Source organism: Solwaraspora sp. WMMA2080, from assembly GCF_027497395.1.
Classification (GTDB): Bacteria; Actinomycetota; Actinomycetes; order Mycobacteriales; family Micromonosporaceae; genus Micromonospora_E.
The window spans coordinates 3,709,669-3,722,103 of record NZ_CP114910.1; the positions used below are offsets into that span (position 1 = coordinate 3,709,669).

Below are 12,435 nucleotides of genomic sequence, written 5' to 3' on the forward strand. Positions count from 1 at the left end.
CCGGCCGGGATCCAGCGGGTAGGCCCGGATCGCCGACCCGGTTCAGGTCGCCGGCTCGGCCTCGTCGACCGGCTCCGAGGCCTGCTTGAGCAGCCAACTCAGCCCGGACCGGCGGGCCACCACGGTGATCCGGTCCCGGGCCCGCAGCCGGAAACCCGACGCCGGCAGCCACACCGGACCAGGCTCGCCGAACTGCGCGAACGCAATCACCCGTACGCCCGGATTGTCGCCGGCGGCGGCGAGCGACCCGCCGTCCAGCGCCGACCCGGCGGCGACGATCACCTCGGCGACCAGCAGCACGTGCCGGGCCACCGGAATGGTGGCGATCACCTCCCGGTCCATCAGCGCGGCGGCGAACGCCGGCGCCGCCAGGTACGACACGCTGCGCGAGATACCAATGTTGAAGGTGCGCTGGATCCGGCTGGCGAAATCGCCGTCGAACAGCCGCAGCACGACGTGCACGTCGCTGTGGATCTCCCGGGCGTACAGCGCCGCCTGCAGGTTCGTCACGTCGTCGGTGGAGACGATCACCAGCGCCCGGCAGGTCGCCACCGAGGCGGCGCGCAGCGTCTCCTCCTGGGAGCCGTCGCCGATGATCAACGGTATGTCCAGCTCCCGCGCGACCGGCACGCCCCGCGCGTCCGGGTCCTTGTCGACCCCGACCACCTCGACGCCGAGGTCGTGCAGCTGCCACATCACCCGGGTGCCGACGTTGCCGAGCCCGACGACCACCACGTGCCCAGCCCGCTCCGGCCGGGTCTGCCGGTCGGCTATCGCCAGCCGGGCGTTCACCAGACCGTCCACCACGGCGGCGGTGAGCAGCGGGATCAACGCCAGCCCGGCCAGGCTGAGCACCACCTGCATCACCTGTACGGCTGCCGACTTGCCCAGGTCCGGATCGGCTCCGCTGAGCGTCATCACCACGGTCAGGTAGACCGCCTCGGCGACGCTCACCCCCTCGGCACGTGACAGCAGCATGCCGAAGACCACCACCACCGCCAGTACGCCGAGCGTGGCCATCCCGATCTTGCGGGTGGCGAAGGACCGCAACGCCCGCACCGGATCCCGCCACAGCCGGGCGCGCTGGCGGGCGCGGATGATCCGCCGGGCCGCCCGGACCGGCGCCAGCTGGCTGCCGGCAGCCTCGGCCAGCACCAGATCGGCGGTGTGCTGGTCGGCCGGCAGCACCCGGGGGCGGCCGGCGTCGCTCAGGTCGGCCAGCCCGCAGATGACGTGCTCGGGGCGGACCTCGTCGCGCTGCGCCACGTGCAGCGTCCGGCCGCCGTGGCGGAAGTGGGTCGGCGAAACCACCCCGAGGGCGGCCGCGACAAAGGCGGGTGCCGCCATCGACGCGTCGGACAACACCTCGCAGTCGACGAACAGCCGCTTCACCCGGCTGCCCAGCCGGGTGTTGAACATCCGCATCACCACCCGCAGGTCTGGCTCGACCTCCTGGGCGCACAGCGCGGCGTTGATGTTGCCGACGTCGTCCTGGTTGAGCAGCGCCAGGCCGCGCGCGCCGGCCAGCCCGGCGCTGCGGAACGTCTGCTCGGTCAGCCGGTCGGCCCGCAGCAGCCGGATGCCTTTGATCGACCGCATGTCCGGACCGTCCGGTCGGGGCCGGGTCGGCACGATGACCGTCACTGTGGCGGCCGCCGCTACCAGCTCGCCGACCAGCCGATAGGCCAGCGGGTCGTGTCCGCAGACGACGTAGTGCGGCTGGTTGTCGCCGTTGCTGCGCAGCCGACCGCCGACGGCGCGGCGGGCGCGGTCACGCCACGGGTCGACAGCCATGGTCCGGATGGTAGCCACCGACGGCACGCGCGGGGTGACCGCAAAGTCGCCTCCCGGCGGGACCGGACCGGCACACTGGACCCGGCATCCGGCCCATCACCGCAAAGGGGAGGACGAACTCTTGGGACTGTCCCGAACGGTCGGCCGGCTCTTCGGCGTACGGTCCGAGCTGGTCCGAGCGGATCCGGCCGGCACCGACCGGGTGGCCGCAGGCACCGACGCGCTGGTCGTCGGCGGCGGCATCGCCGGCATGTGCGCGGCGATCGTCCTCGCCGAACGCGGCGTACGGGTCACCGTGCTGGAAGGCGCCGCCCAGCTCGGCGGACGGCTGGCCGCCTGGCCGGAGACGCTGACCGACGGTACGGTTCAGCCGGTCGACCACGGTTTCCACGCGTTCTTCCGCCAGTACTACAACTGGCGGGCGATCCTGCGCCGGGCCGACCCGACACTCGGCATGCTGCGCCCGGTCGACGGCTATCCGGTGTGGTCGGCGCAGTGGCCGCCGGAGGAGTTCGGCCGGTTGCCGACCACACCGCCGCTGAACCTGCTCGCGCTGCTGCTGCGCAGCCCGAGTCTGCGGCTGCGCGAACTACGCGAGATGGACCGTCGGGCGGCGATGCCGCTGCTGGCCTACCATCCGGACCGGACGTACGCCGAGCTCGACCACCGGTCCGCCGCCGAGCTGCTGGACTCGCTGCGGCTGCCGGACCGGGCCCGCGCCATGCTGTTCGAGGTCTTCTCCCACTCGTTCTTCAACCACGAGCGGGAGATGTCCGCCGCCGAGCTGGTGGCCAACTTTCACTTCTACTTCCTGGGCAACCCGGAAGGGCTCGGCTTCGACGCACCGGAGCAGGACTACGACGCCGCGATCTGGCAACCGCTGCACGAACATCTGCGCCGGCACGGTGGCCGGGTGGTCACCGGCGACGTGGTGCACACCGTCATCCCCCGGCGGGCCAACGGGTGGCAGGTGCGGTCCGCCTCCGGAGCCGCGCACACCGCCCGGTACGTGGTGCTGGCCGTTGACCCGCCGGCGTTGCGCACGCTGCTGGCTGACTCGCCCCGGCTGGCCGAGGCCGCGCCGACGTTGGCCGAGCGGGTCGGCTCGCTGGTCGACGCTCCTCCGTACGCGGTGGCCCGGCTCTGGTTGAGCGGCGATGTCGCCCCAGACCGGCCGGTGTTCAGCGGCGTCTCCCGCCAGCCGACCCTGGACTCGGTCACCCTCTACCACCGGCTGGAGCGTCAGGCGCGGCAGTGGGCGCAGCGCAGCCGGGGCGCGGTGCTCGAACTCCACGCGTACGCCTGCCCGGAGCAGGTGCCGGCCGAGTCGCTGGCCGACCGGATGCGTGCCGAGCTGGCGGCGCTGTGGCCGGAGGTGGCCGACCTGCCGGTACTGGAGTCACGGGCGCGGGTCGAGGCGCAGGCCCCGGCGTTTCCGCCCGGGGCGGCGGCGGGGCGGCCCGGCGTGGTCACCGACGCGGACGGGTTGTTCCTGGCCGGCGACGGGATCGACACTGATCTGCCGAGCGCTCTGATGGAACGGGCTGCGGTGACCGGGATCCTGGCCGCGAACCACATCCTGCGTCGGGAGGGCGCGGCCACCGAGCCGCTGCGGACAATTCGGCGCTACGGGCTGTTGGCGCGGGAGCGACACCCGTCAACGTCGGCCGACGTCGGCCCGCCGCAGTAGTGGTAGTGCGGCGGACCGACGTCGGTCAGTTGTCCGTCAGCTGGTCTGCTCGACCGCGTCGCGGATCTCGACGAGCGAGCCGGCGGCTTCCTCGCCGGTGCTGAAGTAGAACACGTACATCACCAGCGCGCCGCGGCTGGCCCAGACGCAGACCCCGCCGGGGATGCCTTCCAGGTCGGCGTCGCCGCACCGCGCCGACCCGCCCTTCGGACCGGCGTCGACGTCGGTGACGTCGGTCATCCCGAGCCCGGTGGCGTCGCCTTCGGTGGCGTCGGCCAGCTCCTGGTCCGGGTCGGCCATCACTCCGGATACACCGGCGATCATGACCAGGTTCTCCTGCTCGATGTCGCCGTAGAAGGCACCGATGCTGCTGGTCGACTCGGGCACGTCGGCGGCCAGCCCGGTGGCGACCTCCTCGGCGAGGCCCTGGAAGGTCGGGTCGGTGTTCAGCTCGCGGCCGGCGAGGGTGTCCGGGGTGACCAGCCGGGTCTGGGTCGCTTCGATGACCTCACCGACGGTGTCCCGGACGAGGAAGAAGGTGACAGCCGCCCCGCCGAGGCAGAGCACCAGCACGGCGGCGATCACGATCAGGATGATCCGGCCGGCCTTGGACTTCTTGGGCGGCGGGGCCATCGGAACGCCGGGCTGGCCGGCGTAGGCCGGCCCGGGAGCGGCTCCAGCCGGCGGCACCGGCTGCGCGCCCGGGTACTGCGGCTGAGAGGGGTCAGACATGTTCTACCTACTTCTGATGAGGGCCCCGTGACTCCTGACCGGCAGGCGGCTCGGAGCTTGCTGGCAACCCGCTGTACGCGGGGCCGGCCGATCGTAACGGTGGGCGGCGACAACTGAGTCGCCCGACAGGAACCGACGGGGTGGAATCACCACCGAACCGTTACCCGGGCAGGAGCCACGCCACGACGGCCGGCACCGACCCTCAGCCGCCAGCTGTAGTCGTTACCGATACGCAACGTCATTTTCTGTGGTCGGGTGGCGGTGGAGCCTGAAGCCTTCGGCCGGAGAGCGATAACGATCCATGATCACATCAGCCACGAGAGCATGTCACACATCGACCGATTGAATGTAACGCCGAGGCTAGCGGCGTGGGCCAGGAGAGCAGGGTGACCCGAGGGGATCCCACCCCCGGGCTCCCACAGAACGGAACGTGACAGTCGGCAGCGTCACCCATGCCGTGGCTGCCTGGCTTTGCTTCAGCTCTGGGTCAGGTCGCGAAGTACGGCCGCCCTACTTGAGGCCGAACCTGTCCCGGGGGAAGATGTGCGGCTCGTTTCCAGCAATGATCACCAGGCGGGAGAAATTTCCGAGAACGTCCTTCCCTTTAATGCTGTCAACAGCAGTGGCCACGAGCTTGAACCAGCTGTTGTAATCCTGAGCCTTCAGTGTGCCGAAAGCTGGACACTCGGTGACATGGATGACCACGAAGACCGCCGGGATGTCCTTGTACTTGGTCAGCTTATTCGACAGGTCACTGGCGATCCGCTCGATGAGGGCATCTCCGTCAACGGCGTTCTGTATCACTACATGATCGCCTGCCGCATCCTTCTCCTGCTTCCCCTCGACGCTGTAGTCCGGCTTGAGGTCGCTTCCCCCTTTCTGGCCACCGGGTTCGATCCAGGTAGTACCCTTTTCCCACATCATCTTGGCGCTGACCAGCTCTAACAGCTGCTTGTAGGTGTTCGTAGGGAACTTGGTCGCCGGCAGTGGGCGAGCCTTCATCGTTTGCTGGTTGATCACGGGCAGCATTCGCCGCATCTTGTCGAGCACGTCTTGAGCGGCCATGGCCGGCTGGCCGTTGTCAATCAGCGTGTCAACCAGACTCATCGCCAGGTTGGACATGGCCTCGTCCTTCAGGTGATCCTTCATCAAATTGTTCTTTGGGCCGAGTACCTCGTTTCCTTCGATCAATTTCTTGATTGTCGGTCCCCAGACGCTTTTCCAGTCGCGTTGCGGAACTCGTGGTTGTGCCATCGATGAACTCCTTGTGGGGTAGCGGCGAACCGCCGATTCTGGCGGGCTCGGGTCCAGCGGCGCTGCGGGACCATATACTAGACGCCGCGCACCCGGCTCCGGATACGAAGAGTCGGGAACCCGACCGCCCTCCCTCCGGCCACAGCGACTGGCGCGGTCGTTTCAAAGATCGGCCAGGCGCGGGATATCGCGATGTGATCACGGTCGGTATGTCTGGTGTAGATCAGGGCAATGCTGTTGACTTTATGGATCCTGGTTGGTGGAGACTCAGAACCGGATCTTCGTGCGGGGCGGTGATCTCGTAGATGACGTCATGGACGAGCTCAGCCAGTCGCTCGGAGGGAAACGCCGCGTCGTCACTGATGTGACGGAACGTTGGTCTCAATCGATGCCGCGCAGCGGCCCGGCAGGGACGCACAGGGTCTGCTCAAGTCTGGCGAGGTAACCGGCTGCGCCCGCCGTACGTGCCCAGCACGGCTGTCACGGTTGCTGCCACAGCGTCCCGCCGTGCGTCGCACGGCGGGACCTGCGCGGCGGTGCTGGAGCCCCCGGCCGGGCTCGAACCGGCGACATCTCGCTTACAAGGCGAGTGCTCTGGCCAACTGAGCTACAGGGGCAGCGTTCGTTCAGCGTCAGCATAGCCACTGACGTGGCGATACCGCCGCATCGGCCGGTCTGTCCGATCGATCTTTTCCGTTCTGCGTACGGCGTTCACCGTGTCGGGACCCGGCGTGAAGCCCCGACGGAGGACGGCGAACAGTGGCCTACCCCACCCCGGTGTCCGTTTTGGTCGGTTATCCGAGGTAGTTGCGGGCCGTCCCGGTCTTGGCAGCCAGGCAAATCCCGTTTACCGTGGCGTGACACGTGCGACACGTCGCCCTGGCGGCTGCGAGTACGCGTGGGCCGGCGCTCAGAGCGCCGGTCGCTCCTTCACTCGGATCGTCCGGCACGTTCCTGCCGGTGAAAGGAAGCACTGACCATGGCTACGGTCACCTACGACCAGGCGTCCCGCATCTACGCGGGCACCGAGCGACCCGCTGTCAACAAGCTCGACCTCGAGATCGGCGACGGCGAATTCCTCGTGCTGGTCGGCCCCTCCGGTTGCGGTAAGTCCACCAGCCTGCGGATGCTCGCCGGTTTGGAGGACGTCGACGAGGGCCGCATCCTCATCGACGACCGCGACGTCACCCACCTGCCGCCCAAGGCCCGCGACATCGCGATGGTCTTCCAGAACTACGCGCTCTACCCGCACATGACGGTGTACGAGAACATGGCCTTCGCGCTGAAGCTGCGCCGGACCTCGAAGTCGGAGATCGACCGCCGGGTCAAGGAAGCCGCCGCTCTGCTGCAGCTGGAGGAGTACCTCAACCGCAAGCCGAAGGCGCTCTCCGGTGGTCAGCGCCAGCGGGTCGCGATGGGTCGGGCGATCGTCCGGGAGCCGCAGGTCTTCCTGATGGACGAGCCGCTGTCGAACCTCGACGCGAAGCTGCGGGTGCAGACCCGTACCCAGATCGCCTCGCTGCAGGCCAAGCTGGGGGTCACCACCGTCTACGTCACCCACGACCAGGTCGAGGCGATGACGATGGGCCACCGGGTGGCGGTGCTGCTCGACGGCGTGCTGCAGCAGGTCGACACCCCGCGGAACCTGTACGACGTACCGGCGAACGTCTTCGTCGCCGGCTTCATGGGCTCCCCCGCCATGAACATCAAGACCGTCCCGCTGACCGAGCAGGGTGCCGTCTTCGCCGACCTGGTCGTCGAGCTGAGCCGCGAGCAGGTCGAGGCGGCCAAGGCCAACGGCGGCGGCAACAAGGTCACCGTCGGGTTCCGTCCCGAGGACTGCGACCTGGTCGGCGCCTCCGAGGGCGGCATGCCGATGTCGGTCGAGCTGGTCGAGGACCTCGGCTCGGACGCCAACGTCTACGGCTATGCGACGCTCGACGGCAGTTCGGAGCGGTTCGTGGTGCGGACCGACCGCCGGCACATGCCGCGGATGAACGACACCGTGTTCGTCCGCCCCCGTCCGGGCCAGCACCACGCGTTCCACGCCGCCAACGGCCAACGGCTCTGACCGACCGCCGCCCCGGCTGGCGAGTCACGACATTTGGCTCGTCGCGTGCGGCCGGTCTTCCCTACCGGGAAGACCGGCCGCACCGCTTTCTGGTGGACGGTCCTGGTCAGTGGACGAAGCCGGTCACGGTGTAACGACCCGTCCCCCGAAGGTGACCACGAGACGACCGTCCGAGGCGAACGACCAGCCCAACGAGCCCGAGTACGTCGAGCACCGGGAGCCGTTCGAGCCGGACCAGAACTGGTTCGAGCTGTCTGAGTTGCCGATGATCCGGTCGTTCGAGCCGCTGTCACACGACGTGTTGCCGCGGAACACCGAGCTGCCGCCGTCGAAGTTGAAGTTGCGTTCCTCGTTGCCGATGCTGACGTTGTTCGACACCGTCATCGTGCCGAGGTTGCGGTTGTACGTGAACCCGTGCTTGCCGTTGCGGTACGCGATGTTGCTCCGGATGGTGTGGTGGACGCCGATGTCCTCGCCGCCGAGTTTGTAGCCGTTGCGGTCGCCGTTGCCGGCCTGACCACCGTTGCTGAGCGTGCCGTTGTCGTACGCCAGGGAGTGCTCGATCGTCACCGCGCCGATCGGCCCGGTGTCGCTCTTGGTGTACAGGTCGTAGCCGTCGTCGATATTGTTGTGCGCCACGGTGTAGCGGAAGACGTTGCCGGAACCGACGGTGAGCTTCGGGGCGAATCCGTCGGCGTCCTCACCGTCGGAGTCGACATTGTCGTGCGACACCGAGCTCAACACCAGGTTGTTGGACGGCCACTGGTCGCGCGGTGCTCCGGCGATGAGCCGCGACAGCTGCAGGCCGGTGTCCCGGTTGTGCCGGGTGACCACCCGTTCGATGATGTTGTGGTTGCCAGCGAGCAGGATCCCGTTGTCGCCGGCCCGTTCGACGATGATGCCGTAGACGTGCCAGTAGGACCCGCCGATCGCCAGCCCGCGGTTGGCCGAGTCCTCGCTCTGTGCCGAGAAGTTCAGGATCGGCGTCTCGCCCGGGTAGGCGTACAGGTTCTTACGGGCACTGGACGTACCGCTGTTGCCCTGAGCGATGGTGATGGTCTGCGAGTATCGGTAGGTGCCGCCACGCAGGTAGATCGTGCCGCCGGGTGCGATCCGGGTGATCGCCGAGGTGAGCGTCGTCGGGTTGGACACCGTCCCGGACGCACTGTCGCTACCGTTCGGTGCAACGTACAGGGTGTCACCGGACGGCGGCGGGCTGGTCGGTGGCGCGGTGGTCGGCGGCGGGCTCGTCGGTGGTGCGGTGGTCGGCGGCGGGCTGGTCGGGGGTGCGGTGGTCGGCGCGGGGGTCGTCGGTTCCGGTACGGAACCGAGAGTGTCCACCCTGACGTCGTCGTAGCTGGCCCCGGCGTAGCCGGTGACCAGGGCTATCCGGCCGGAGTCGTATGAGTCGTCGCTGCCGGAGCCGATCTGGCTGCCGTCGACGTAGCCGCGGACGGTGCTACCGCTCGACTCGATCCGCAGGGTGTACCAGGTGCCGGTGGCCACGCTCAGCGCCGCCGAGCCGAGCACAGTGATCTGGCTGCCGTTGACCAGCTGCAGCTCGGCGCGGTTGTTGCTGGTCAGCGCCAACCGGTACATCCTGGTGTTGCTGGTGACCCGGGAGGCGATGCCGACGAACCGGTCGGATCCGTTGAACGACAACGGCTTGACCCGGGCCTGCAGTTGGTAGTCGGTCCAACTGGTGCTGCCGGCGAAGAACCGGGCCAGGTTGCTGCCGGTGTTGTCCTGCCGCAGCACCTGGCTGCCGTCGGAGACGACCTCCCAACTGCCGCCGGACTTGGACCAGCCGCTGGTGCCGCCGCTTTCGAAGTCGGCCTGGAACAACGTCGCGGCGTGGGCGTTGCCGCTGGTCGCCGCGAGGACCAGCGTCGCGGTGACCGCGCTCGCGCCGAGCGTGGCCAGCAGTCCACGACGGCGTCTACTCGTGCTGCTCTGCACGTGCACTCCTTCGGTTGGCACCGCGCCGGTGGCGGTGCGGAGAAAAGGGGTGGGCCGGCGGGCGTCTCGCCGGCCCACCCCGCTTGTGACCCGGCCGGGCTGGTCAGTCAGACCGGCAGCCTGCCGACGGGTCAGACCGGGAGCTTGCCGGCGCCCGCGGTGAGCCGGGTGTAGATCGGGACGACCGCGGTGGGCAGCACCGCCCCGTGCCGCAGGGTCGGGGTCCAGCCAGCGTCGTCGCCCAGGTCCGGCTCGTTCGCCGCGTTGTACGCGTCGAGCAGGCTGGCCGGGCGCAGCGGCCGGTGACCCTGCCCGACCCAGCTGCCCTTCTCGGTCAGCACGGTGCCGCCCCAGTCGTGCAGCAGGTCGGCGGTGTCGATCCCGGAGCCCAGCCGGAACGAGTTGTTCTCCAGGTACGGTGCGCCCTGTACGCCTACTCCGACGGCGTACTCGAAATCGTCGCCGGACAGTTCGTAGTGGTTGTTGTAGACGTCGATCTGACCGAACCGGATCCGGGGCAGCCGTTGCAGGCTGCCGTCGAAGACGTTGTGGTGCAGGGTGACGTTGAGCCGGCCGACGTCGGGGCCGACAGTGTTCGACGAGCCGATCAGCATGACCTTGTCCCGGCCGTCGAACCGGTTGTAGGACACGGTCACCAGGCTGGCTGTGTGGGTGATGTCGAGCGCTCCGTCGTGCACCTGCAGCGGCCGGCCGAAGTAGATCGGTTGGGCGCTGTCCGGGTTGTCGCCGTCGGTGAAGGTGTTGTGGTCGACCCAGACATTCTCCGAGCGACGCACCGACATCAGGTCGAACTGGGAGTTCCAGTTGCCGGCGTCGCCGTCATCCGGCGACCAGGCGGGAAAGCAGTCGTACGCGTCGTCGAAGACGACGTTGCGGACGATGACGTTCCGGACGCTGTCCACCATCAGGGTCAGGTTCTCCAGCCGGGCTCCGCGCAGCCCGATGATGGTGGTGTTGGCTCCGACGTTGATCTGGGTGTACCGGGTCTGGTTGGTGACCGACCGTCGACGGGCGTCCTCGAGCGGGCCACTCGGGTCGTTCTCGTATCCCCAGACGGCCGGGTCGTAGGTGACCAGGAACTCGTCGAAGTCGTACTCGGGGTCGGCGAGGTCGGCGCAGGTCAGCAGGTTGCCGTCCGGGCCTTCGAAGCCGTTGACCGTGCCCTTGATGTAGATGATCTTCGGGGTGTCGTTGTTCCGGTTGGTGGCGTTGTCGCCGCCGAGGGCGTCGATCAACTCGGCTCGGCTGTCGACCACGTGAACGTTGTCCTGGCTGGCCGCCGATCCTCCGGTGGTGCCGGCACCGGCGGCCGCCCAGCCGTCGTTCGGTGGCAACGCCTGGCGGCCCAGCGACCGGGCCGTCCAGGACAGCCGGTCGGAACCGGTGTCCCGGCCGGCGGCGGCCGGGGCCGGCAGCACCGCCACGATCGCGATTCCGGCAACAGCGGCAGTCAATCTCCTCAGTCGCATTACCACACTCCGCAAACTATTGTCTGGACTCGATCACACAACACTGACGCAATCTTCCTGAACCCAAACGATAAATTTCATCACGGAATGTGTCAATGCAATCTGTTTGCAGATTGTTTGCAGATTGTTTGCATTACATTCGGGCGAGACCTATTTACCCGGCATCAGTTTGCCGAGGGGACGACTGATCTGTCCGACTTCGCGCACCGGCGGCGGCCGTCGATTTGCAGTACGTTCTCCGCCGACCAGGTCAGCGGCCCACCACCCCCTGCGCCAGCCGGGTCCGGTACGGTCTGACCGCCCACGGCACCTCCTGCTCGGAGAACAGCGCCAGCTCGGCCGCACCGCGTCGGACGACCGCGTTCACCCCTTCGATCGTCAGCACCCGGTCCGCTCCGGCCACCCCGGTCGCGACCGTCCGGTCCGGACCGAGCAGACACGGCTCCGGGGCGTCCTGCACCACCTCCAAGAGCGCGGTGAACGCCTCGGTCCGGGCCAGCGGGGCGATCAGCGGTACACCGGACGGATCCCTGCGGTGCGCCAGCAGGTTCTCCAGCAGCCCGGCCCGCCCCGGCACCGGCCGCATCGATCGCTCGCCGGGCAGCCGCAGCCGGTCCGTCGGATACTCCAGCACCGCGGCGCCGGCCGTGCCGTGCACCAGCACCTCACCGGGGATGAACTCCTCACCGGCCAGGGTCACCGCGGCCACGATCGCCAGCCCCGAGTCCAGGGTGATCCGCATCGACGCGGTGTCGTCCACCTCGATCGGCCGCACCCGGTAGCGCTCCAACTCGACCAGCACCGGCGGGCTGGGATCCACCGCCGCCGCTACCGCCAGACACTGCATGGTGGCGTGCGCCAACGGGTTGGCCAGCGCCCCGTCCAGCGACGGCCGGCCGTCGACCGTACGCCGCCCGGCCCACGGCGACCGCCGGTAGTACGCGTCGTCGCGCTGCCAGGAGGCGACCGTCGAGATGCCGGTGACCGAGCCGAGCCGACCGCCGGTGGCCGCCGCGGTCAACTCGGCCAACGCCGCCGATCCGAGCGCCTGGAAACCGACCTGGCAGACCCGGCCGTGCCGGGCCAGCGCCGCGGTCAGCCGCCGGTGCTCGTCCAGCGACAGCACCGGCGGCTTCTCCAGCAGCAGGTCTGCGCCGGCGGCCAGCGCGTCAAGCGCGATCGGCAGATGGGTGTACGGCGGCGTGCAGATCACCACCACGTCCGGCCGGGTCTGCGCCAGCATCCGCCGGTGGTCGGTGTCGACCTGCACCCCGTCCGGGACCGGAGCGTCGGGGGCCGGCTCGACCGGCCGTACGTCGACCAGGCCGACCAGGCGCAGTTCGCCGGCGTCGTGCAGCGGGGCGATCTGCCGCCGGTGCCACAATCCGTGCCCGTTGGCACCGATCAGGGCCACCCGGGGCGGGGTGCTCCTCACGTCGGGAACC

8 protein-coding genes and 1 tRNA gene are annotated in these 12,435 nt (G+C 69.0%); 2 read left to right on the top strand and 7 right to left on the bottom strand.

Annotated features, from left to right (window positions below):
• Positions 1-42: 42 nt before the first annotated feature.
• On the bottom strand, positions 43-1,794 hold the full coding sequence (locus O7543_RS16945; protein WP_281552935.1) for an NAD-binding protein: 1,752 nt from the start codon (positions 1,792-1,794) through the stop codon (positions 43-45).
• Positions 1,795-1,915: 121 nt separating this feature from the next.
• On the opposite strand from O7543_RS16945, the gene O7543_RS16950 reads away from it, so the two are divergent.
• Entirely contained in the window at positions 1,916-3,484 is a 1,569-nt protein-coding gene (locus tag O7543_RS16950) for an FAD-dependent oxidoreductase (protein WP_281552934.1), read from the top strand.
• Between the two features lie 36 nt (positions 3,485-3,520).
• On the opposite strand, the gene O7543_RS16955 is transcribed toward O7543_RS16950, so the two are convergent.
• The 3 genes from O7543_RS16955 to O7543_RS16965 all read right to left on the bottom strand — a co-directional run bounded on the left by O7543_RS16955 (position 3,521) and on the right by O7543_RS16965 (position 6,087).
• Entirely contained in the window at positions 3,521-4,216 is a 696-nt protein-coding gene (locus tag O7543_RS16955) for a hypothetical protein (RefSeq protein WP_281552933.1), read from the bottom strand.
• A gap of 510 nt (positions 4,217-4,726) precedes the next feature.
• On the bottom strand, positions 4,727-5,470 hold the full coding sequence (locus O7543_RS16960) for a hypothetical protein (RefSeq protein ID WP_281552932.1): 744 nt from the start codon (positions 5,468-5,470) through the stop codon (positions 4,727-4,729).
• 540 nt (positions 5,471-6,010) lie between these two features.
• Positions 6,011-6,087 (bottom strand) — tRNA-Thr (locus O7543_RS16965).
• 362 nt (positions 6,088-6,449) lie between these two features.
• Here O7543_RS16965 and ugpC point away from each other — a divergent pair.
• The gene (gene ugpC / locus O7543_RS16970) at positions 6,450-7,541 is read left to right on the top strand and encodes a sn-glycerol-3-phosphate ABC transporter ATP-binding protein UgpC (RefSeq protein ID WP_278171834.1); all 1,092 of its coding nucleotides are present in this window, start codon (positions 6,450-6,452) and stop codon (positions 7,539-7,541) included.
• 123 nt (positions 7,542-7,664) lie between these two features.
• Here ugpC and O7543_RS16975 read toward each other — a convergent pair whose 3' ends face one another.
• From O7543_RS16975 to O7543_RS16985, 3 genes are all read right to left on the bottom strand, one after another.
• Positions 7,665-9,500: a right-handed parallel beta-helix repeat-containing protein gene (locus O7543_RS16975; RefSeq protein WP_281552931.1), complete on the bottom strand. Its 1,836-nt coding sequence runs from the start codon at positions 9,498-9,500 to the stop codon at positions 7,665-7,667.
• A 131-nt stretch (positions 9,501-9,631) separates the two neighbouring features.
• Positions 9,632-10,990, bottom strand: a complete 1,359-nt coding sequence (locus O7543_RS16980) for a pectate lyase (RefSeq protein WP_348650019.1) — start codon at positions 10,988-10,990, stop codon at positions 9,632-9,634.
• Positions 10,991-11,240: 250 nt separating this feature from the next.
• Entirely contained in the window at positions 11,241-12,425 is a 1,185-nt protein-coding gene (locus O7543_RS16985; RefSeq protein WP_281552930.1) for a Gfo/Idh/MocA family oxidoreductase, read from the bottom strand.
• Between the last annotated feature and the right edge of the window lie 10 nt (positions 12,426-12,435).